Genomic DNA, 20,778 nt, shown 5'->3' on the forward strand with positions numbered 1-20,778 from the left:
CGGCATGCGCCGCGTGCTCAGGCGTCGACGACCATGCCCGGCCGCGCCAGTTCCACCGGCACGCCATGGCGCTCGCCGACCTCGCCCGCCAGCGCCTCGCGCGCGCGATCCTCGCCGTGCACCAGTACCAGCGGCGGCGAGGGCTGGAAGTGGCCGTACCACGCCAGCAAGCCCTGTTGGTCGGTATGCGCGGAGAGGCCGCCGACGGTGTGCCGCTGCGCATTGACGCGGTAGTCGCGACCGTGGATACGCACCCAGGACGCGCCATCCACCAGCCGCCGGCCCAGCGTGCCTTCGGCCTGGTAACCGACGAACACGACATGCGCGTTGCGCCGCCCCAGGTTGTAGCGCAGGTGGTGCTGGATGCGCCCGCCGTTCGCCATGCCGGAGCCGGCAATGATGATCGCGCCGTTCTCGACCTGGTTGATCGCCATCGACTGCTGCAGCGTTTCCGCGACGTGCAGGTTGGGCAGGCGGAAAGGATTCGGCGATTGCGCCCACACGCGCCGCGCATCCTCGTCGAACAGGCCGTGGTGGCGCGCATAGACGCTGATGACCTTGGCCGCCATGGGGCTGTCGAGGAAGATCCGCCAGCGCGCCAGCTTCCAGGCGTCCCAGTTCCGGGCGAACCAGTACAGCAGCTCCTGCGTGCGGCCCACGGCGAAGGCCGGAATCAGCACGTTGCCGCGGTCGCGCCACGCATGCTCGAAGATGGCGCCGAGTTCGCGGATCGTTTCCGGCCGGTCGCGGTGGTTGCGGTCGCCGTAGGTCGATTCCATCAGCAGCAGGTCGGCCTGCTTCACCACGGCCGGATCGCGCAGGATCGGCGTGCCTTTCGGTCCCAGGTCGCCGGAGAACACCAGCTTCCGGCCGTCCGCCCACAGTTCGACAATGGCCGAGCCGAGGATATGGCCGGCATCGCGCAGCGCGATGTCCACGCCGGGCAGGATCGTCGTGCGCTCGTCGTAGGGCAGCGGGCGCACCTGCTTCATGGTGGCGTGCACATCCTCCTCGGCGAACAGCGGCTGCGCCTCCGGCTCGCCACGGCGGCGATGACGGTTGGCGCGCTCGGCCTCCGATTCCGACAGCGAAGCCGCGTCCAGCAGCATGATCGGCAGCAGCTCGGCGCTGGCACCCTGCGTATGGATCGGACCGCGGAACCCGCGCTTGACCAGCAGCGGCAGCCGCCCGATGTGGTCGATGTGCGCGTGGCTCAACACCACCGCGTCGAGCGTGGCGGGGTCGAACGGGAACGGCTCGGCGTTGCGCGCCTCCGCCTCACGGCTACCCTGGATCAGCCCGCAGTCGAGCAGGACGCGCTTGCCAGCGGCCTCGACGAGATGCATGGAACCCGTGACCTCGCCCGCCGCACCGTGGAAATGGACCTGCATGGGACTTGGCCTCCTCATTGGAGCCCAAGTATGACCAAAGAAGCAAAGCCGGCAATCCTGTCGGCTTTGCTTTTCGCCATGGCCGGATCTTGGTGTTTGGAGTAGCCCGCAACTAGGCTCAGCGGCCGGGCACTCGGCAACAGGTGCGTGATGCCCTCAAGCTGGCAGAACTACTTGCATTGTTCTGCGCTGAACAAGTTCCGCCCGAGAAGAACACGAAAGGCATTTGCCATGTGGACGACTCGCAGTTTGTCGCTGTTTGGGTGTAGCCCGCGGCGCAAGCAGGCGCTACTGCATTTGCGGTTGCGCCTGCGCTAACTGTTACGACAGTGTCCGCAGTATCTATACATTGCAAGCCCGTCGCCTGCGGGGTTATGTAATAGCCGACGACATCGGCGACAAGGTGCAACGGTCGCTCTGAATAAATCGACATCTCATTAGCAGCGGCGCCCTGGTCCAGCTTCACTACCGCATAGTTGCTCAGGACTTGTCCTGCATTGAACACTTGGGTTGCCGCCACGGGCCTTGTAGTGCCGAAAGGGTACGCAGTGAAATAACCTGTCTGCGCGGGTGCTACGGATGTGAAGTTGATTGCCACTGCGGCGAACGAACCAGCCGCCCCCATGCCCGAACAGTTCGATGCTTCGCCACCTTGGAACGAGTAGTCAGTGATAGCCGTGACGTCAACATCGCGCACTGCTCCGGCGGCAATGGCGCCTCCGGCAATCCGCGTATCCAGGATGCGGCATGGCGTGATGGGTACGAACGTCAAGTCCGCGGCAAGATCGCCGAGAGATTTCGTTGTCACCTGCGGCGATGCCGCGCGCGAAACGCCGAGCAGTGCATCACTCATGGCATCAAACGTTCGCGCATCTGAGGCGGTTTGCAGCTGATCCAGGCTCGATTTGGAAAACGCGCCACCCATTTCGCGGGCCCAGTCCTTCATGCCCACGCGATATGACTCCTGTACGTAAGGAGCCCACTTTTTCACGATCTGGTATACCAACTGGCCTCTGGGCCCATAAGACCGTTCGGCAGCACGATTCGAGTTTGCTGGGGGACCGCCGGCTAGGGCGGGCAAGGCAGCGATGGAACTGACGGCGAGGATAGCGACAAGGATTTCCCGTTTCATGGATGACCCGTTGCATGACTCCCATGCCCTTCGACGTTGAGGGATGGCGGAGCTTGCTTTCATATACGCAGGCTGAATGCGGGGCCGGCCAAGCTCCATGACCTTCGACACACCTGCCCTCACAGTGACAGGCGTAGAGTCGCCGCCACGCCCCCTCCCGGGGGTTCCTTATTTCAATGCCCTGCCCAGGGCCGGAGTTGATCGTGATTGCCCGCAAACCCCAGATCCTGATGCTGTCCGTCGCCGTGGCCGCCGCGCTGGCTGCCTGCGCAAAGAAGGAAGAGGCCGCACCGGCCGCCGCCACCGCCCAGGCGCCCGCCGCGGTGGAGCTGAAGCTGGACGAGAGCACCCTGCCGGGCGTGAACCGCTTCCAGATCGGCGACCTCGATACCACCAAGGATGCGTGCACCGACTTCGCCGGTTACGCCAACGGCAAGTGGCTCGCCGCGAACGCGATCCCCAGCGACCGCACCAGCTGGGGCGCCTTCGAAATGCTGGCCGAGCGCTCCACCGCCGTGCAGAAGCAGCTGGCCGAACAGGCCGCCGCGCAGGCCAACGCCACCGGCGTGGAGAAGATCGTCGGCGACCTGTGGGCCACCGGCATGGACGAGGCCAAGGCGAACGCACAGGGCATCGAGCCGATCGTGCCCGAGCTGAAGACCATCGACGGCCTGCAGGACAAGGACGCCATCGTGGCGTACCTCAACAGCAGCGCGGCGAAGGGCCAGGCGTTCCTGTTCGGCTTCGGCGCCGAAGCCGACTTCCAGAAGCCCGACACGAACATGGCCTACGCCTTCCAGGGCGGCCTGGGTCTGCCGGACAAGAACTTCTATTTCGACGCCGACAAGAAGGACATCCGCGACGCCTACGTGGCGCACATCGCCAAAGTGCTCGAGCTGTCGGGCGTAGCGACGGCCGATGCGCAGAAGCAGGCCGGCGACATCATGGCGTTCGAGACGCGCCTCGCGAAGGCGTCCAAGTCGCGCGAGGAAATGTCGCGCGACGTGTCGATCTACTACAACCCGGTGACGCTGGCCGATGCCGACAAGCTGACGCCGAACTTCTCGTGGACGAAGTTCTTCGAATCGCAGGGCGTCGCGCCGCAGGAGACGTTCTCGCTGGCCGTGCCCGCCTTCCACCAGGAAGTCAGCAAGATGCTGGGCGACACCGACGTCGCTGCCTGGCGTGCCTACCTGCGCTTCCACACCATCGATGGCGCCGCGCCATACCTGAGCGACGCGTTCGCCAACGAGAGCTTCAACTTCTACAACAAGACGCTGCGCGGCCAGAAGGAAATCCAGCCGCGCTGGAAGCGCGTGCTGGGCACCATCGAGGAACAGAGCGGCGAAGCGCTCGGCCAGATGTACGTGAAGGTGGCGTTCTCGCCGGAGTCCAAGGCCAAGATGGAAACGCTGGTCGCCAACCTGGGCACCGCGCTGAAGGCGCGCATTCAGAACCTGGCGTGGATGAGCGACGCGACCAAGGCCAAGGCGATGGAGAAGCAGGCCGCGTTTACCACCAAGATCGGTTACCCCGACAAGTGGCGCGACTGGTCCGGCCTGGCCACCGGCCGCGACAGCTACTACGGCAACGTGCAGGCCGCCGCCGAGTTCAACTACAAGTGGAGCCTGGGCAAGATCGGCAAGCCGGTCGACCGCACCGAATGGGGCATGCCGCCGCAGATGGTCAACGCCTACTACAACCCGCTGCAGAACGAGATCGTGTTCCCGGCCGCCATCCTGCAGCCGCCGTTCTTCGATCCGAATGCGTCGGATGAAATGAACTACGGCGGCATCGGCGCGGTGATCGGCCACGAGATGACGCACGGCTACGACGACCAGGGCAGCCGTTTCGGTGCCACCGGCAAGTTCGAGAACTGGTGGAGTGATGCCGACGCCAAGGGCTTCAAGGCGCTGACCGGCAAGCTGGTGGCGCAGTTCAACGGCTACCGCACCGACGCTGGCCAGTCGATCAACGGCAATCACACGCTGGGCGAGAACATCGCCGACCTTGGCGGCCTGGCCACCGCCTACGACGCCATGAAGGCGGCCGCTGGCGACACGCCGGATCCGAAGACCGACGGCCTGACGCGCGACCAGCGCTTCTTCCTCAACTGGGCCACCGTGTGGCGCCGCAACTTCACCCCGGAAGAGCTGAAGAACCGCATCGCCACCGACGAGCATGCCCCGGCGCAGTTCCGCGCCATCGGCGCGCCGTCCAACCTTCCCGCGTTCGCCGCCGCGTTCTCGTGCAAGGCCGGCGCGCCGATGGTCCGCACCGGCGACCAGCAGGTCGTGATCTGGTAAGCAGCCGCTTCCCGTCGTGAGGTGGAAAGGCCCGGCATGTCCGGGCCTTTCCTTTTGCGGGCCCGGCACCGAGCTGTGACGCAGGCCCGTAAAACCCGCCACGCGGCGCCGGAATCCCGCGACGGGCCTTCGGGCCCGCGACGGCACCCTTGCTAGAATCGCCCGACCCCTGAACTCCCGGATGTTCCTGATGCCCAGCCCGCGCCACGCTCTCGGCCGCCCCACCCTGATCGCCTTCGCCCTCTTCATCGCCCTGGGCGCCCCGGATGCCGACGCGCAGCGCAAGAAGCGCAACACCGCCCCCGCGGTGAGCGCGCAGTGCACGGACTTCTACACCGCCACCAATGCGGACTGGCTGAAGAAGAACCCCGCCTCCGCCGAGGCCGGCGTGGTGAGCGTGCTGGGCGCGTTCCGCGCACGCACGCTGGACCAGCAGCGCGCCCTGCTCGACAGCGCCATGAAGGCGCCGCAGGGCAATGTGCAGAAGCTGCTGGGCGACTTCTGGGCCAGCGGCCTGGACGAGGCGGCGGTGGAAGCCGACGGTTCCAAGCCGATCGCGCCGCTGCTGGACCGCATCAACGCCATCAAGAAGCCGAAGGACGTGGCGCCGGCCATCGCCGCGCTGCACCAGGTCGGCGTGCCGGTGGCCTTCAATTTCAGCCCGGACGTCGACCTGCAGGCGCTCGACCGGCACATCGGCTACTTCATGCAGGGCGGCCTGGGCCTGCCGGACCCGGCCTACTACACCCGCACCGATGCCGACACGCGCGAGCTGCTCGGCCGCTACCGCACCTACGTGAAGCAGGTGCTTGCCCTGACCGGCACGCCAGCGGCGAAACTGGACGCCGAGTCCGCACTGATCATCGACGTGGAGACCAAGCTGGCGCAGGTGTCCAAGCCGCTGGTCGACCTGCGCAGCCCCTTCGCCAATTACGCGCCGATCCCGACCAAGGACCTGGGCAAGCAGTACCGCAACCTGCAGCTCGATGCCTTCCTGAAGGCGCAGGGCGTCAACGACGACACCGTGTCGATGGCCGATCCGGCGCTGTTCAAGCGCCTCGACGGCCTGGTCGGCAGCCTCAAGCCCGACCAGTGGAAGGCCTACCTGCGCTGGCGCGTGGGCGATGCGATGGCGCCGTACCTGGCCAAGCCCTTCCGCGACGCCGAGTTCGATTTCCGCGGCCGCGTATTGCGTGGCGAAACCGCCCCGGCGCCGCGCTGGCACCAGGTGCTGGACGCGATCAACCTCGCCGCCGGCCCGATGCTGGGCAAGGAATACGCCGAGCGCTACGTGCCGGCCGACCACAAGCGTCGCGCCGAACAGATCGCCGGCCTGGTGCGCGACGCGCTGGGCCGCGGCATCGAGCGCAACACCTGGCTGAGCGATGCGGCCAAGGCCGAAGCCAAGGCCAAGCTCGACAAGCTGAAGATCGAAGTCGGCACCCCGAAGCGCGACCTCGACTACAGCGTGCAGCCGATGGGCCGCGGCAGCTTCGGCGGCAACATCCTGATCGCCTCGACCTGGCGCCATCGCGAAGAAATGAAGCGCATCGGCAAGGGCAATGCCGACCGCCGCTGGGACGTGCTGCCGCAGCAGCCGGCGCTGGCCTACGACCTGGCGCAGAACCGCCTGATCGTCACCGCCGCCGTGCTGCAGGAAGAGATCTTCGATGCCAAGCAGCCGGCCGCCGTGCAGTACGGCGCCTTCGGTGCGCTGGTCGGCCACGAGCTGAGCCGCGGCTTCGACGTGAAGGGCCGCATGGTCGACGCCAAGGGACAGCTGCGCGACTGGTGGACGCCGGCCGACGTCGCCGCGTGGAATGCGCTGGGCGACAAGGTGGTCGCGCAATACAACGCCTATGCGTTCCCGGACCTGAAGAACGTCAAGGTCAACGGCGCGCTGACGCGCGACGAGAACCTCGCCGACCTCGCCGGTGTGGAACTGGCGTGGGACGCCTTCGCCACCGCCGAGCCGCAGGCGAATGCCGCCACGAAGCAGTCGTTCTACAAGGCCTGGGCCACGTTGTGGGCGCAGAACCTGTCGGAGACCGAGGCCGCGCAGCGCGCCGCCGTCGACGTGCACGCCCCCGGGCAGTGGCGCGCCAACGGCCCGCTGACCCAGCAGCCCTCGTTCGCGCAGGCGTTCTCCTGCAAGGCCGGCCAGCCGATGCAGGCACAGGAAGCGGCACAGGTCCGCATCTGGCGCTGAGCCTGCCGCGGGTCCCATGAAAAACGGCGCGGAATTCCGCGCCGTTTTTCTTTGTCCCTGCGAACCGTGCTACTTGACGCTGCGCAGGTGCGGCGGCTTCGGTTTGCGCGGTCCCTTGCGGAATGGCGGCTGGCCGCGCCAGTAGCGGATCATCAGCCATCCGAACACCATGCCGCCGAGGTGGGCGAAGTGCGCCACGCCCGGTTGCAGGCCGGTGAAGCCGAGCACCAGCGCGAGCACCGCATAGAAGATCACCAGCGTGCGCGCCTTGATCTCCATCGGCAGCGGAAACACGATCATCCGGTGGTTCGGGAACAACATGCCGTAGCCGAGCAGCAGGCCGAACACGCCGCCGGACGCGCCAACGGTGCGGTACGGCAAGGCGCCGCCCGATACCATCCACCATCCCACGGCGAGCTGCAGCAGTCCGGCGCCGGCGATGCAGACCAGGAAGTACGTGAGGAAACGCTTCGCCCCCCACGTCTGCTCCAGCGACGATCCGAACATGTAGAGCGCCAGCATGTTGAAGGCCAGATGCGCGAGACCGTTGGTGTCGTGCAGGAAGCCGTACGACAGCAGCTGCCACGGCATGAACCCGTGTCCGATGGGCCACAACGCGAACCACGTTTCCAACGTTCCGCCCAGCATGAGCTGAAGCAGATAGACGGCGACGTTGGCGATCAGCAGATTGCGGGTGACGGGGAGCAGTCGGGGAAACATGGCAGGCCTCGAAACAGTCGCCTCACATCATAAGCGGACGGCATCAATGCGCACCCGGGCCCCACAGCGCCGCATCCAGATCGTTCACCTTGCGCAGCCGCTTCACGCGGCCGTTTTCCACCTTCACGCCTTCCGCGCGCAGGCGTTGGCTCTGTTCGCGGAAGGCCTTCGAGCCTTCGGGGAATGCGATGCGGCCGTCCGAACGCAGCACGCGGTGCCACGGCAGCGCGGGATCGTCGTTCTGGCTGAGGATGCGCGCGGCCAGTCGCGCACGGCCCGGCAGGCCTGCGCGATGCGCGACTTCGCCATAGCCGGCCACCTGACCGTGCGGTATCGCACGGATTGCGGCAAGGATGCGATCTTCGGGAGACTTGGCGCTCATGCCGGATTAGCATAGCGGCAACGGCAACAGTGGGAGCATCCCATGCACAACTTCGAGCAGGTCCGCGGACACCTGAATTCCTCCGGTTACAAGGTGACCATGCACGACCCGTATGTCGCCTGCGTGGAACTGTCGCTGGGCAACGGCAAGCGGCACCAGACCATCTACCTGTCCGAACTCGGCAACGACGACGAGCGCGGCTACCTGCGCGTGAGCACGGTGATCGCGCCGATGACCGGCATCGACGCCAAGCGTGCGCTGAAGTTCAACTGGCAGAGCAGCGTGGGCTACCTGGCGATCGGCGAACTCGACGGCGTGCCCTACCTGCAGCTGTGCGAGAACCGTCCGTACGAAAGCCTCAGCCCGGCGGAAGTCGACCGCCTGGTGCTGGAAATCGGTGGCCTGGGCGACAGCATGGAGCGCGCACTCTCCGCCGAAGGCGACCTGCTGTAGGGCGGGCCCAGGCCCGCCATCGCGGCGTCGGAAAGAAAAACGCCGGGCAAGCCCGGCGTTTTCTGTTTCAACGGATGCAAGGCGACGTCACGCCCAGTCGATCGATTCCAGCAACCGCAGCAGGCCGTAGGCGATACCGCCCGCAGCGGGGATCGTCAGGACCCACGCCCACAGGATGCGTTCGATCACGCCGAACTTCAGCGCGCGCGGATTCTTGGCGAAGCCCACACCCATGATGGCGGTGGAGATGCTGTGCGTGGTCGACACCGGCATGCCGAAGTGCGCGGCCACGGTGAGGATGGTGGCCGAACTCGTCTCCGCGGCGAAGCCGTTGATGGGGTGCAGCTTCACCATCTTGTGACCCAGCGTCTTGATGATCTTCCAGCCGCCCGACGCGGTGCCCAGCGCCATCACGATGGCGCAGGTGATGACGATCCACATCGCGATGTCCTGCTCGCCCGCGGTGCCCGGATGCAGGAAGGCCAGCCAGCCCGGCAGGTTGTCCAGCGCCCCGCTGGCTTCCGCGCCGAACAGCGTCAGCGCGATGATGCCCATGGTCTTCTGCGCATCGTTGTGCCCGTGCGCGTAGCCCATGTAGGCCGCGGACAGGATCTGCGCCTTGCCGAAGAACTTGTTGACGAAGTGCGGGCGCGCGAGCCGGCCGAGCCAGCCGCCGATGCGCGAGAGCAGGGCGATCAGTCCCCACAGCAGCACCATCACCACGATGCCCAGCACGAAGCCCGCCACCGGCGAGGAGATCATCGGCAGCACGACCTTCCACAGGATGCCCTTGTTCTGGGTCCAGTCGCCGGCGGCCTGCGACCAGATCAGCGCGCCCCAGTCGTTGTGCGCGGCGGCCAGCGCGGCACCGCACAGGCCACCGATCAGCGCATGCGACGACGACGACGGCAGGCCCTTCCACCAGGTGATCAGGTTCCAGATGATGCCGCCCAGCAGCGCGCACAGGATCACCTGCGACGTCACCTGCACCACATTGGTGTCGACCAGGCCGGAGGCGATGGTCTTGGCGACGGCGGTGCCGGTCAGTGCACCGATCAGGTTCATCACCGCCGCCAGCATCACCGCCTGGCCCGGCGACAGCACCTTGGTGGCGACCACGGTCGCGATGGAGTTGGCGGTGTCGTGGAAGCCGTTGATGAACTCGAAGACGAGCGCGGCGAAGATCACCACCAGCACGAGGGTCAGCATGACGGTGCGCCCTTAGCTGTTCTTCAGCACGATCTGGTACGCCACCACGCCGGCCTCGCGGCAACGGTCGATGGCCTTCTCCAGGATCTCGAAGAACTCCTTCAGCAGGAACATCTGCAGGTGGTCCAGCCGGCCGGAATAGATGTCGCGGTACAGCTCCAGCATCAGCCGGTCGGCCTCGTTCTCGATCGCGCGCAGCTTCTCGTTGAGCGAGGTCATGCGATCGATGTTCATCTTCTTGATCTCATGGACCATGTCCACGACCACGGCGGCGGCCTGCTCCAGCATCGCCGCGCGCGGCGCGAAGTCGATGCCTTCCAGGTGCTGGATGGCCAGCGAGTAGCGGTCGGCGAACTTCTCGACCTGCTTGGGGATCTTGTACAGCGCCGAGCCGAGGGCTTCGATGTCTTCGCGCTCGATCGGGGTGATGAAGCTGTCGACCAGCGCCTTGCCGATCTTGTCCGAGGCCGCGCGCTCGCGCAGGCGCGCCAGCTTGAAGGCATCGAGCGCCGGCTGGCGGTCGGTGGCCTTCATCATGGAATGCAGGGCCTTGGTGCTGTCGTGGGCAGCTTGGGCGGCCTCGTCCAACAGCGTGTAGAACTGCTGGCCGGAGCCGAAGATCGTCTGGAGGGAGAACATCGGGCGGTCTCACCGTCACGGGATGGACGGCTTCAGGGGCGGAATTATGACCGCTCCGTGACTGTTCCGGACAGTCCGACGGGACGGGACCCGGGCCCGGCGGCCCTCGTATTGGCCGAATGTCTTGTTCAGCTTCACGCGTCGGTCCGCCGGCCGTTTGCTAAACTCGCCCGGCGCCTCCGGGTGCACCCTATGGACGACGACCCTACCTCCCCCCACTGTCCCCCGCGACAGACCCCGCCCGCCTCGCCGGCCCTCCCTGCACTGAACGGAGGCTCCCGTGCTTGAGCTGATCATCGTGTTCGCCCTCGTGCTGTTGAACGGCTTCTTCGCCATGTCCGAGATGTCGGTCATGACCTCGCGCAAGAGCCGCCTGAAACAGATGGCCCAGACCAGCCAGCGCGCCCAGCGCGCGCTGGACCTGTCCGAGAAACCCGAGAACTTCCTCTCCACCGTCCAGATCGGCATCACCCTGATCGGCGTGCTGACCGGTACGTTCGGCGGCGACGCCATCGGCAGCGCCATCGGCGGCTGGCTGGCGTCCACGATCCCCGCCTCCGCGCCGTATGCGCCCAAGATCGGTATCGGCGTGGCGGTCGCGCTGATCACCTACCTGACGTTGATTTTCGGCGAACTGGTACCCAAGCGTCTCGCGATCACCCGACCGGAAACCATCGCCGGCTTCGTGGCCGTGCCGATGGGGTGGCTGGCCAAGATCACCGCCCCTGCCGTTGCCCTGCTCGCCTTCAGCACGCGACTGGTGCTCCGTGTCTTCGGACTCGCCGACGACAACAAGGAAGCGGTCACCGAAGAAGAGATCCGCATGCTGGTGTCCGAGGGACACGAGGCGGGCGTGATCGACGCCGACGAGCGCAACATGATGAACCGCGTGCTGCGGCTGGGCGACCGCACCGCCGACAGCCTGATGACGCCGCGCAAGAAAATCACCTGGCTGGATGCCGCCGCGCCGTACGACGACAACCTGCAGACGATGCACGAATCCGCGTTCTCGCGATTCCCGGTGTACAGAGGCAACGACCAGGATGTGGTCGGCGTGCTGGAAGTGAAGTCCCTGCTCGACCGCTTCGGTGTCGCCCAGCCGGACCTCTTCATCAAGCTGCGCGAACCGCTGTTCGTCTCCGAATCCACCCATGCGATGAAGCTGCTGGAGATCTTCCGCGAAGAGCAGCAGTCGCTGGCGCTGGTCGTCGACGAATACGGCGAGATCCAGGGCCTGGTGACGCAGAGCGACCTGATGGGCGCCGTGGTCGGCCGTCTGCAGGCCGCCGAGAACACCGAGGATGCGCCGCTGGTGGTGGTCCGCGACGACGGCTCGCTGCTGGTGGACGGCTCGCTGCCCAACGACGACCTGCGCGAGTTGCTGGGCGGCGTGGCGCTGCCGGACGACGACGAATACAACACCGTCGCCGGTATGATGATCGAACGCTTCGGCCGCATCCCGCACGTCGGCGAACGCCTCGACTGGGCCGGCTGGCGCTTCGAAGTGGTCGACCTCGACGGCGCCCGCATCGACAAGCTGCTGCTGCAGAAACTGCCCGAGACCGACGGCGAAGACCTGGCGGTCTGACATGTCCGCCGACGACGCACCACGACACACCAGCACCGCCACGCTGATCGACGGCTTCGCCGCCGGCGATCCCGACGAGGTCCTGCGCCTTGGCGACCTGCTGAAGGATTTCGGCCCCGCCGCGTTCGGCATGCTGCTCTTCATCGGCGTGCTGCCGGCCTTCATTCCGGTGCCCGGCGTCGGCGGCGCCATCGGCGGGCCGATGGTGGTCCTGGTCGGCGTGCAGCTGCTGCTGGGCCTGCGCAAGGTCTGGCTGCCCGCCTTCCTCGCGCGGCGCGGCCCGCACCGCAGCGCGATGGTGCGCTTCCGCCAGCGCATGGCGCCGTGGCTGCGGCGGCTGGAGAAGATCGTGCGCCCGCGCATGGGCGGCTTCGTCGACAACCGCATCGCGCTCAGTTTCACCGGCCTGCTGCTGGTCCTGCTGGGCATCCTGCTGGCGCTGCCCATCCCGTTCACCAACTACGTGTTCGGCTTCCTGTTGCTGCTGTTCGCGCTGGCCCTGCTGGAGCGCGACGGTGCGCTGCTGCTGGTGGCGTGGATCGCCGGCGGCATCGCCGTGGTGGTGTTCGGCTTCCTGTCCGGCAATCTGGTGGAAGCCACGAGTGCGCTGATGGCGAAGTGGCTCTGAGCCGTCCTGCTCCTGTAGGAGCGACGTGAGTCGCGACCGTAGCAATCAATCGATCTCGATCGACAGCGTGCTGGGCGAACCAGATGCATGCCTGTGCATCACTGACAACGTGCGGTCGCGACTAACGTCGCTCCTACAACCGCACTGCACGCATCACGCTACCAGCTGCGCGAACTCCGCTGCGGTCACCGGATAGCCCAGCCAATAGCCCTGCGCGAGGTCGCAACCGCGCTCGCGCAGCAGATTGAACTGGCCTTCCTTCTCCACACCCTCGGCCACGACCGTGATGCCGAGCGAATGCGCCATCGCGATGATCGCCGTGGTCAGCGCCAGGTCGTCGGGGTCGCGCAGCATGTCGGCGATGAAGCTGCGGTCGATCTTCACGCCGTCCACCGGCACGCGGCGCAGATGGCTCAGGCCCGAAAAACCCGTACCGAAGTCGTCCAGCCACACCTTCACACCGGTGCGGTGCAGCGTGGCCAGCAGCGCGCTGGCATGCGCCTCGTCGCTGATGACGGCCGTCTCGGTGAGTTCCAGGTGCAGGCGCGACGCCGCCAGCCCGGTATCGCGCAGGCATTCGGCCACCACGTCCGGCAGGTCGCCGTTGCGCAGCTGACGCGGCGATACATTGACCGAGACGAACAGCGGATCCAGCGCGTCGCGCTCGTTGCCCCAGCGTGCGGCCGCGGCGCAGGCGGCACGCAGCACGCGCGGCCCGATGCTCTCGATCAGCCCGCTCTGCTCGGCCACGTCGATGAACACCGACGGCGCCACCATGCCCAGCTCCGGATGCTGCCAGCGCAGCAGCGCCTCGGCGCCGACGATGCGGCTGTCGGCCATGCGGAACACCGGCTGGTACATCAGGCTCAGTTCGCCGCGCTCCCACGCACCACGCAGTTCCTGTTCCATGCGCACGCGGCGCTCGACGGCCTGGTCCATCGCGCGGCTGTAGAAGCGGTAGCAGTTCTTGCCGGCGACCTTGGCCTGGTACATCGCGATGTCGCCGTTCTTCATCAACGCGGTCGCGCCCGACGCGTCTTCCGGGAACAGAGTGATGCCGATAGAGGTACCGAGGAACACCTGGCGCTCCTGCACGACGATCGGACGCCCCAGCTCGGCCACCAGCTTCTCGGCCAGGCGGGTGGCGCTGCCGCGCACGTCGCCGTCCTGGATCAGGATGACGAACTCGTCGCCGCCGAAGCGCGCGAGCAGCGCATCATCGCCGCCCATCGTCTCCACCGCATCGCGGATGCGATGCGCGAACTGCTGCAGGACTTCGTCGCCGGCCTCGTGCCCGAGCGTGTCGTTGACGCGCTTGAAGTCGTCGATGTCGGCGAACAGCAGCGCCAGCTGGCGCCCGGCGCCGCGCAGCATCATCAGGCGGTGGTCCAGGCTCTCGCGGAACGCCAGCCGGTTGGTAAGGCCGGTCAACGAGTCGGTGTACGCCATCCGCCGCACGTCACGGTCGTGCCGCGCGATGCTGTCGCTCATCGTGCCGAAGGCGCGGACGAGTTCGCCGACTTCGTCCTGGCGCTCGCTGGCCATGCGCTCGCCGTTGTAGTTGCCGACCTCGATGTCGTGCGCGGCGCGGGCCAGCTGGCGGATCGGCCGGACCAGCGTGCGCTGGGCATACACCATGATGGTCACGCACACGCCCACGAGGGCAGCCAGCAGCAGGGCGATCCAGCCGAGGTGGCGCGCCCCCAGTTCGTTGAGGCGGGCGCGTGCCGCGGTGACCGCCTTCTCTTCGTAGGCGCGCACCGAGGCCACCGAGTAGCCGACGCGCACGCCGCCGATGCGTTCGCTTCCGATCATGATCGGCTCGGACACGTCCACGATCTGCGTCGACCACTGCGTGTGCATGCCGCGTGTGTTGACCGCCTCGTACGCCAGCGGGTCGGTCATCGTCTGCCCGTACACGGCGATGTCGGCAGTACCGTCGTGGATGATCCGGCCCTGGTTGTCGTAGACCAGCACGTAACTGACGTCCGGCTCCTTCTGCGCCGAACGCACGATGCTGCCGATCGTGTCCAGGTCGAAGTAGTACAGCGGATTGGCCAGCGCATCACCCAGCTGATCGACGGTGGCCTCGCCGTGCCGGCGCAGGCTGTCCTCGACCATGCCATGCATCGCCTCGCGCCCGAGGTCCGCCACTTCCTGCTGCATCACCTTCTGCCGGTGCAGCAACGTCCCCAGCAGGGCGATCACCACCACCAGCATCAATGCCATGGCGGCGAGGAAGCGCGCCTGCAGCCCGAACCGCATGCGCGTCATTCGACCTGCTCCCGGACGCGCGTCACGCCACGGCGCAGGTCGTCCAGCGCCTGCTGCGATGCCGGGTCCACCGGCAGGAAGCGGGTCGTACGGAAGAACACGTTGAGCGCATCGCGCGCGGCCGGATCGTTGGCGGCCTCCAGCAGCACGTCGCGCAGGCGCGCCTCGATCCTGGGATCCAGATCGCCGCGCACCATCTCCAGTGCGCGCGGGAAATCCTGCGTCTCGTGGATCACCCGGAAGTCGCGGCGGAACGACGGCGGCATGCGGCGCACGTCATCCCAGTCGAGGTTGCTGACCACGCCGGCGTCGACCAGGCGCTTGTGCACCCAGGCGGCGATGTTGAGCTCGGACCGGGCGAACACGTAGCCCACCGAATCGGCGGACGGCCGGTCCATCGGCGACAGCAGGATCTCCATCCGCTGGCCGGCGTCGAGCAACGCCACCGAGGGCGCGAAGTACGCACTGGTCGAGGCAGTGTTCTGGAACGCCACCGTGCGCCCCTTCAGGTCGGCCAGCCGCTCCAGCCCGCTGTCGCGGCGGACGAAGAACACGCCGTGGTAGCGGCTGACACCACCGCGCTCGGTCAGCAGCATGGGGCGCGCACCGGCGCGCTCCTGCAGCCGCATACCGGTGCCGGCGGTCTCGGTGACCCAATCCACGCGGCCGCGTCTCAGATAACTGGTCATTTGCTGCGCGTCACGTGCCATCAGGATGCGGCCTTCGGTGATGCCGACGTCGCGCATCCGCGGGACTACGTAGTCCAGCAGCGGCTTGAGCTGCTCGTAATGCGCCTTGGGATCGTCGCTGATGCGGCCGAGGACAAGGACACGCTCGTCACCGGCGGCGCTGGCCGGGACCACGGCGGCGGGAAGCAGGGCGGCGCCGATGGCGGCCAGCGCGAGGCGGAACCAGGTTGTACGCAACGATAGGCGCCCGCCAGAACGATGGCGGCAGCCTATCGGAAAACGTGAGCTCAAGACAGTGATCCGCCGCCGCCCTGACCCGCCAGGCGGGCCATACGCTGGGCGTCGGCCAGGATGCCGCGCAGCAGGCGCACTTCCTGCTCGGTCAGGTCGGCCTTGGCGAACAGCCGGCGAAGCTTTCGCATCGCCGAATCCGGCGCGCGGCCCTTGTGGAAGTCGATCGCGTCGAGGGTGTCGCCCAGTTGCGCGAAGAAACCTTCCATGTGCGCGTGGCTGGCCACGACGTCGTCCGGATGCGGCGCTTCGGTGGAGGCCGCCGGCCCGCCTTCCAGCAGTGCCAGCCGCAGCTCGTAGGCCAGCACCTGCACGGCGGCGGCCAGGTTCAGCGAGCTGTAGTCGGGATTGGCCGGGATGTGCACCGCCGCGTGGCAGAGCTGCAGTTCCTCGTTGCTCAGGCCGGTGCGCTCGCGGCCGAACACCAGTGCCACCTCGCCTCCGGCCGCCGCGCGACCGACCGCCAGCGCGGCTGCCTGGCGTGGCGCATGCTCTTCCAATTGGACGCGGCGGCTGCGCGCCGTGCATCCCAGCACCAGGTGGCAGTCCGCCACCGCCTCGGCCAGCGTGGCGACCACCGGGGCGTCGCCCAGCAGGTCGTCCGCGCCGGCGGCGCGACGGTAAGCCTCGTCCGCGGGGTAGTCCTCGGGCGCGACCAGCACCAGGCGCGCCAGCCCCATGGTCTTCAACGCGCGGGCGGCGGCGCCGATATTGCCGGGGTGCTGCGTGCCGACCAGCACCACGCGCAGGCGGGCAGTGGTGGCCCGGGAAAGGGAATCGGTCTGGGAAACGGGCGTATTCATGGGGGCAAATGGTAAACTGCGCGGGCCGGTCTCCGCGCCGTGCTGCTCTTTTCCACTTGTTCGCCCGCCCCACGCCTGTCCGAGGTCCGTTCGCATGCAAAAGCCCGTCGTCACCGTCATGACCAAGGCCGCCCGCCTCGCAGGCAACGTGTTGTTGCGGAGCATCAACAAGCTGGACGCGCTGAACGTGGTGCAGAAGGAGCGGATGGACTACGCGAGCGAAGTCGACTCGGATGCCGAGAAGGTCATCATCAAGGAACTGCGTCGCGCCTACCCGGACTACGGCTTCGTCGGCGAGGAAAGCGGCGCCCAGATCAACGGCCGCTACACCTTCGTGATCGACCCGCTGGACGGCACCAGCAACTACCTGCGCGGGCTCCCGCACTACTGCGTGTCCATCGCGCTGGTGGACAACGGCGAACCGACCGATGCGGTGATCTTCGACCCGCTGCGCAACGACCTGTTCACCGCCAGCCGTGGCGCCGGCGCCCAGCTCAACGAGCGCCGCATCCGCGTGGCCGACCGCAAGGAGCTGGCCGGCGCCATGATCACCACCGGCTTCCCGCCGCGTGAGCGCGCCCGTGCCGGCGCGCAGCTGGAATGCGTGCGCGAGCTGCTGGTACATGCCGAGGACATCCGCCGCACCGGTTCGGCCGCGCTCGACCTGGCCTACGTGGCTTGCGGCCGCTCCGACGCCTATTTCGAGGCGGGCGTGAAGGACTGGGACATCGCCGCCGGCGTGCTGCTGGTGCGGGAAGCCGGCGGCAAGGTCTGCGATTTCCGTGGCGCCGCGCTCGGCAAGATCGACGGCCGCACCGCCCTGCCCCGCCAGATCGTCGCCGGCAACCTCAAGGTCGCCGACGCGCTGCAGAAGACCATCGTCTCGTCGGGTTACGCGGCGTCGTTCAACGGCTGATCGCTTGCCTGCACCGGTAGGAGCGACGTCAGTCGCGACCAGGAACCGGACTACCCGGGAGCAGGTTGGCCAAGCGTTGGCCTGACCCGATCGACCATCGCCGGGCCATGTGATCCTGTCGATCCAGCCATGCGGTCGCGACTGACGTCGCTCCTACAGGAGCCGCCGCCCAAAGAAAAAGGCCACGCATCGCGTGGCCTTTTTCGTACTTCGCCGGAAAGCGTTACGGACGACGCGCCAGCAGCGCCTCGTCCTTCGCCTTCGGCATCAGGTCCTGCTTGGTGACCGTCAGGAAGCCGATGGTCAGCAGCGGGCATGCCACGAAGATCGAGGAGATCGTGCCCAGCACGATGCCGATCATCTGCGACAGCGCCATGCCTTCCAGCGAGCCGCCGCCGTACAGGTACAGGGCGAACACGGTCAGGAACGCGACGAACGAGGTGATGATCGTGCGCGACAGCGTCTGGTTGATGGAGCGGTTCAGGATCTCCATCGGCTCGGCGCGCAGATTGCGGAAGTTCTCGCGTACGCGGTCGAACACCACGATCTTGTCGTTGATCGAGAAGCCCATCACCGACAGCAGGCCGGCCAGGATGGTCAGGTCGAACTCGATGCCGCTGGCGGCGAAGAAACCGGCCACGATCAGCACGTCCGCCAGGGTCGTGACGATCGCCGACACGGCGAACTTCCACTCGAAGCGCACGGCGATGTAGATCAGGAAGCCGACCACCACGAACAGCAGCGTGTACAGGCCGTTGAGCGCAAGCTCCTTGCCGACCTGCGGGCCGACGAATTCGCTGCGCATCACGGTCGCCGCGTTGCCATCGACGGATGCCAGGCGCAAGACGTCCGCGGCGGTGCGGTTGCTGGCTTCGGCGCCGGCCGCCGTGCCCGCGTCCTCGCGCGGCTGCAGGCGGACCAGCAGGTCGCTGCCGGTGCCGAAGGTCTGCACCTGCGCGCTGCCGTAGCCGCCGGCCTCCAGCCGCTCGCGGACGCCGTCGACGTTCGGAGGCGTCTGGAAACGCAGCTCCACGACGGTGCCGCCGGTGAAGTCCAGCGCGAAGTTGAAGCTCTTGAACGCGATGGCGCCGATCGCCGCGACGGCCAGCAGCGCCGCGACGCCGATGGACACCCAGCGCACCCGCATGAAGTTGAAGTTGGTGGTGTGCGGAATCAACCGCAACGGGAAAAGGCTCATCTTCTGTCTCCCGTCAGATGGCGATGGACTTGATCTTGCGGCGGCCGCCGTAGATCAGGGTGGCGATGCCGCGAGACACGGTGACCGCGGTGAACACGGAGGTCAGGATGCCGATGACCATCGTCACCGCGAAGCCCTTCAGCGGACCGGTGCCGAAGGCGTACAGCGCCACGCCGGCCAGCAGCGCGGTCATGTTGGAGTCGAAGATGGTGCCCGACGCCTTGTCGTAACCGGTCGCGATCGCCGCCTGCGGCGGCACCCCCGCCCGCAATTCCTCGCGTATGCGTTCGTTGATCAGCACGTTGGCGTCCACCGACATGCCGATGGTCAGTGCCAGGCCGGCGAAGCCGGGCAGCGTCATCGTCGCGCCGAACAGCGACATCACCGCCACCACCATCACCAGGTTGAGCAGCAGCGCGACGCAGGTGATCAGGCCGAACATGCGGTAGTACACCAGGAAGAAGGCCAGCGCAAAGACGAAGGAGAACACCACCGCCTTCGTGCCGCGGGCGACGTTCTCGGCGCCCAGGCTGGGGCCGACCACGCGCTCTTCGATGAAGTCCATCGGCGCGGCGAGCGAGCCGGCGCGCAGCAGCTTGGCCAGGTTCTCGGCCTCGGTCTTCTCCAGGCCGGTGGTCTGGAAGTTCTTGCCGAACACACCCTGGATACGGGTCGGCGACAGCGCTTCCTCGCGCACGCGCACGCTGCGCACTTCCTTGCCGTCGACGATGGTCACGGTCGGCACGCGTTCGATGTAGACCACCGACATCAGCTTGCCGACGTTGGCGCTGGTGTGGTCGAACATGCGCTGGCCGGCGATGTTGTTGAGGGTCACGTCCACGGCCGGCTGGCCATTGTTGTCCTGGCCCACGCGGGCGTTGACCATTTCGTCGCCCGAGACGAGGACGCGCTTGTTCAGCAGCACCGGGCCGCCGTTGTCGCGCAGCTGGAACACCTTGGCTTCCGGCGGGATGCGGCCACTGGCCACGGCATCGGCCGCGCTGCCTTCCACCACCGCGCGGAACTCGAGCGTGGCGGTGGCGCCGATCAGGCGCTTGGCCTCGGCGGTGTCCTGCACGCCGGGCAGCTGCACGACCACGCGGTCGTTGCCCTGGCGCTGGATGATCGGCTCGGCCACGCCGATCTCGTTGATGCGGTTGCGCAGCGTGGTGAGGTTCTGCTCGATCGCCTCGCTGGCGATCTGCTCCAGCTCCGCCTGCGGCAGGCCGATGGTGATCTGCTGGCCCGCCGCCTGATAACTCAGGCCCGAGCCCGTCGCCAGCGTGTTGCTGTTGTTGCCGCGCGAGCTCAAGGTCTGCGCCAGCGTCTGCTGCGCCGCCGCCACGTCCTCACCATCCGCCAGCGTGACCACGATGCTGTTGTTCGGGCGGCGTTCGACCGAGGTGTAGCGGATGCGCTTGTCGCGCAGGGTGACGCGGGTGTCTTCCAGATAACCTTCGACACGCTTGTCCAGCGCAGCCTTCTGGTCGACCTGCAGCACGAAATGCACGCCGCCCTGCAGGTCCAGGCCCTGCACCATCGGGCGAGCGCCGAAGTTGCCCATCCAGTCCGGCACGGTCGACGCGAGGTTCAGCGCGACCAGGTAGTCCTCGCCGAGCGCCTTGCGCAGGGCGTCGTTGGCGGTCGTCTGCGCGTCCAGGCTGGGCAGGCGCACCAGCATGCTCGTGGCCTCGGTGTCGATCTCCTTGGCCTGCAGGCCCGCGTCCTTCAGCGCCGCATCGACGCGGCCTCGCAACGCGGCGTCGATGGCGAAGCCGCGGTTGGCGGTGATCTGCACGGAGGGATCCTGGGGGTACAGGTTGGGCAGCGCGTACAGCGCGCTCGCCAACACGACGAACAGGATCAGGGCGTATTTCCAGCGAGGGAATTCGAGCATCGTGGTGACCCGCGCAGGCCCTTCCCGGGCATGCGCTCAGCAGTGGTTCGGAA

General features: G+C 67.2%; 17 protein-coding genes. 6 read left to right on the top strand and 11 right to left on the bottom strand.

The annotated features are described in order from the left end of the window. Positions 1-17: 17 nt before the first annotated feature. Positions 18-1,391: an MBL fold metallo-hydrolase RNA specificity domain-containing protein gene (locus AC04MD_RS09280; RefSeq protein WP_475497008.1), complete on the bottom strand. Its 1,374-nt coding sequence runs from the start codon at positions 1,389-1,391 to the stop codon at positions 18-20. 118 nt (positions 1,392-1,509) lie between these two features. Next, on the bottom strand, positions 1,510-2,337 hold the full coding sequence (locus tag AC04MD_RS09285; RefSeq protein WP_475497009.1) for a hypothetical protein: 828 nt from the start codon (positions 2,335-2,337) through the stop codon (positions 1,510-1,512). 362 nt (positions 2,338-2,699) lie between these two features. On the opposite strand from AC04MD_RS09285, the gene AC04MD_RS09290 reads away from it, so the two are divergent. Beyond that, entirely contained in the window at positions 2,700-4,829 is a 2,130-nt protein-coding gene (locus AC04MD_RS09290; RefSeq protein ID WP_475497010.1) for a M13 family metallopeptidase, read from the top strand. Positions 4,830-5,019: 190 nt separating this feature from the next. Further along, on the top strand, positions 5,020-7,038 hold the full coding sequence (locus AC04MD_RS09295; RefSeq protein WP_475497011.1) for a M13 family metallopeptidase: 2,019 nt from the start codon (positions 5,020-5,022) through the stop codon (positions 7,036-7,038). A gap of 69 nt (positions 7,039-7,107) precedes the next feature. Here AC04MD_RS09295 and AC04MD_RS09300 read toward each other — a convergent pair whose 3' ends face one another. Then, a complete protein-coding gene (locus tag AC04MD_RS09300; RefSeq protein WP_475497012.1) occupies positions 7,108-7,758 on the bottom strand; it encodes a rhomboid family intramembrane serine protease in 651 nt (216 codons plus the stop codon). Between the two features lie 43 nt (positions 7,759-7,801). Beyond that, positions 7,802-8,140 (bottom strand): MGMT family protein, encoded by a 339-nt coding sequence (locus AC04MD_RS09305; protein WP_475497013.1) that lies wholly within the window; start codon positions 8,138-8,140, stop codon positions 7,802-7,804. Between the two features lie 42 nt (positions 8,141-8,182). On the opposite strand from AC04MD_RS09305, the gene AC04MD_RS09310 reads away from it, so the two are divergent. Next, a complete protein-coding gene (locus AC04MD_RS09310) occupies positions 8,183-8,593 on the top strand; it encodes a hypothetical protein (RefSeq protein WP_162337556.1) in 411 nt (136 codons plus the stop codon). An 87-nt stretch (positions 8,594-8,680) separates the two neighbouring features. On the opposite strand, the gene AC04MD_RS09315 is transcribed toward AC04MD_RS09310, so the two are convergent. Both AC04MD_RS09315 and AC04MD_RS09320 read right to left on the bottom strand, forming a co-directional pair. Continuing rightward, positions 8,681-9,802, bottom strand: a complete 1,122-nt coding sequence (locus AC04MD_RS09315) for an inorganic phosphate transporter (RefSeq protein WP_475497014.1) — start codon at positions 9,800-9,802, stop codon at positions 8,681-8,683. A 12-nt stretch (positions 9,803-9,814) separates the two neighbouring features. Continuing rightward, positions 9,815-10,441: a DUF47 domain-containing protein gene (locus AC04MD_RS09320; protein ID WP_475497015.1), complete on the bottom strand. Its 627-nt coding sequence runs from the start codon at positions 10,439-10,441 to the stop codon at positions 9,815-9,817. A gap of 280 nt (positions 10,442-10,721) precedes the next feature. Here AC04MD_RS09320 and AC04MD_RS09325 point away from each other — a divergent pair, with 280 nt between their 5' ends. Together AC04MD_RS09325 and AC04MD_RS09330 are read left to right on the top strand one after the other, a co-directional pair. Next, positions 10,722-12,029, top strand: coding sequence for a hemolysin family protein (locus tag AC04MD_RS09325; RefSeq protein ID WP_475497016.1), 1,308 nt, complete (start codon positions 10,722-10,724; stop codon positions 12,027-12,029). Position 12,030: 1 nt separating this feature from the next. Then, positions 12,031-12,657, top strand: a complete 627-nt coding sequence (locus tag AC04MD_RS09330) for an exopolysaccharide biosynthesis protein (RefSeq protein WP_475497017.1) — start codon at positions 12,031-12,033, stop codon at positions 12,655-12,657. A gap of 153 nt (positions 12,658-12,810) precedes the next feature. Here the strand turns inward: AC04MD_RS09330 and AC04MD_RS09335 are convergent, their stop codons facing one another. From AC04MD_RS09335 to AC04MD_RS09345, 3 genes are read right to left on the bottom strand one after another with little or no spacing between them, the layout of a single operon-like run. Then, positions 12,811-14,931: a putative bifunctional diguanylate cyclase/phosphodiesterase gene (locus AC04MD_RS09335; RefSeq protein WP_475497018.1), complete on the bottom strand. Its 2,121-nt coding sequence runs from the start codon at positions 14,929-14,931 to the stop codon at positions 12,811-12,813. Then, positions 14,928-15,857, bottom strand: coding sequence for a phosphate/phosphite/phosphonate ABC transporter substrate-binding protein (locus tag AC04MD_RS09340; protein ID WP_475497019.1), 930 nt, complete (start codon positions 15,855-15,857; stop codon positions 14,928-14,930). The genes AC04MD_RS09335 and AC04MD_RS09340 overlap by 4 nt, the downstream gene beginning before the upstream one ends. Before the next feature lie 50 nt (positions 15,858-15,907). Further along, a complete protein-coding gene (locus tag AC04MD_RS09345; protein ID WP_475497020.1) occupies positions 15,908-16,714 on the bottom strand; it encodes an RNA methyltransferase in 807 nt (268 codons plus the stop codon). Positions 16,715-16,808: 94 nt separating this feature from the next. Between AC04MD_RS09345 and AC04MD_RS09350 the strand changes: the two genes are divergently transcribed. Further along, positions 16,809-17,630, top strand: a complete 822-nt coding sequence (locus AC04MD_RS09350; RefSeq protein WP_475497021.1) for an inositol monophosphatase family protein — start codon at positions 16,809-16,811, stop codon at positions 17,628-17,630. A 223-nt stretch (positions 17,631-17,853) separates the two neighbouring features. Here AC04MD_RS09350 and secF read toward each other — a convergent pair whose 3' ends face one another. Continuing rightward, the gene (secF, locus tag AC04MD_RS09355; protein ID WP_475497022.1) at positions 17,854-18,828 is read right to left on the bottom strand and encodes a protein translocase subunit SecF; all 975 of its coding nucleotides are present in this window, start codon (positions 18,826-18,828) and stop codon (positions 17,854-17,856) included. Positions 18,829-18,841: 13 nt separating this feature from the next. Next, entirely contained in the window at positions 18,842-20,725 is a 1,884-nt protein-coding gene (gene secD, locus AC04MD_RS09360; RefSeq protein WP_475497023.1) for a protein translocase subunit SecD, read from the bottom strand. Positions 20,726-20,778 lie beyond the last annotated feature (53 nt).

Source organism: Pseudoxanthomonas sp. LjRoot206 (assembly GCF_056175725.1).

Bases quoted from the DNA above. Each gene is read 5' to 3' on its own strand.
- AC04MD_RS09280 (WP_475497008.1), bottom strand. From the start codon at position 1,391: ATGCAGGTCCATTTCCACGGTGCGGCGGGCGAGGTCACGGGTTCCATG.
- AC04MD_RS09285 (WP_475497009.1), bottom strand. From the start codon at position 2,337: ATGAAGGACTGGGCCCGCGAAATGGGTGGCGCGTTTTCCAAATCGAGC.
- AC04MD_RS09290 (WP_475497010.1), top strand. From the start codon at position 2,700: ATGCCCTGCCCAGGGCCGGAGTTGATCGTGATTGCCCGCAAACCCCAG.
- AC04MD_RS09295 (WP_475497011.1), top strand. From the start codon at position 5,020: ATGCCCAGCCCGCGCCACGCTCTCGGCCGCCCCACCCTGATCGCCTTC.
- AC04MD_RS09300 (WP_475497012.1), bottom strand. From the start codon at position 7,758: ATGTTTCCCCGACTGCTCCCCGTCACCCGCAATCTGCTGATCGCCAAC.
- AC04MD_RS09305 (WP_475497013.1), bottom strand. From the start codon at position 8,140: ATGAGCGCCAAGTCTCCCGAAGATCGCATCCTTGCCGCAATCCGTGCG.
- AC04MD_RS09310 (WP_162337556.1), top strand. From the start codon at position 8,183: ATGCACAACTTCGAGCAGGTCCGCGGACACCTGAATTCCTCCGGTTAC.
- AC04MD_RS09315 (WP_475497014.1), bottom strand. From the start codon at position 9,802: ATGCTGACCCTCGTGCTGGTGGTGATCTTCGCCGCGCTCGTCTTCGAG.
- AC04MD_RS09320 (WP_475497015.1), bottom strand. From the start codon at position 10,441: ATGTTCTCCCTCCAGACGATCTTCGGCTCCGGCCAGCAGTTCTACACG.
- AC04MD_RS09330 (WP_475497017.1), top strand. From the start codon at position 12,031: ATGTCCGCCGACGACGCACCACGACACACCAGCACCGCCACGCTGATC.
- AC04MD_RS09335 (WP_475497018.1), bottom strand. From the start codon at position 14,931: ATGACGCGCATGCGGTTCGGGCTGCAGGCGCGCTTCCTCGCCGCCATG.
- AC04MD_RS09345 (WP_475497020.1), bottom strand. From the start codon at position 16,714: ATGAATACGCCCGTTTCCCAGACCGATTCCCTTTCCCGGGCCACCACT.
- AC04MD_RS09350 (WP_475497021.1), top strand. From the start codon at position 16,809: ATGCAAAAGCCCGTCGTCACCGTCATGACCAAGGCCGCCCGCCTCGCA.
- secF (WP_475497022.1), bottom strand. From the start codon at position 18,828: ATGAGCCTTTTCCCGTTGCGGTTGATTCCGCACACCACCAACTTCAAC.
- secD (WP_475497023.1), bottom strand. From the start codon at position 20,725: ATGCTCGAATTCCCTCGCTGGAAATACGCCCTGATCCTGTTCGTCGTG.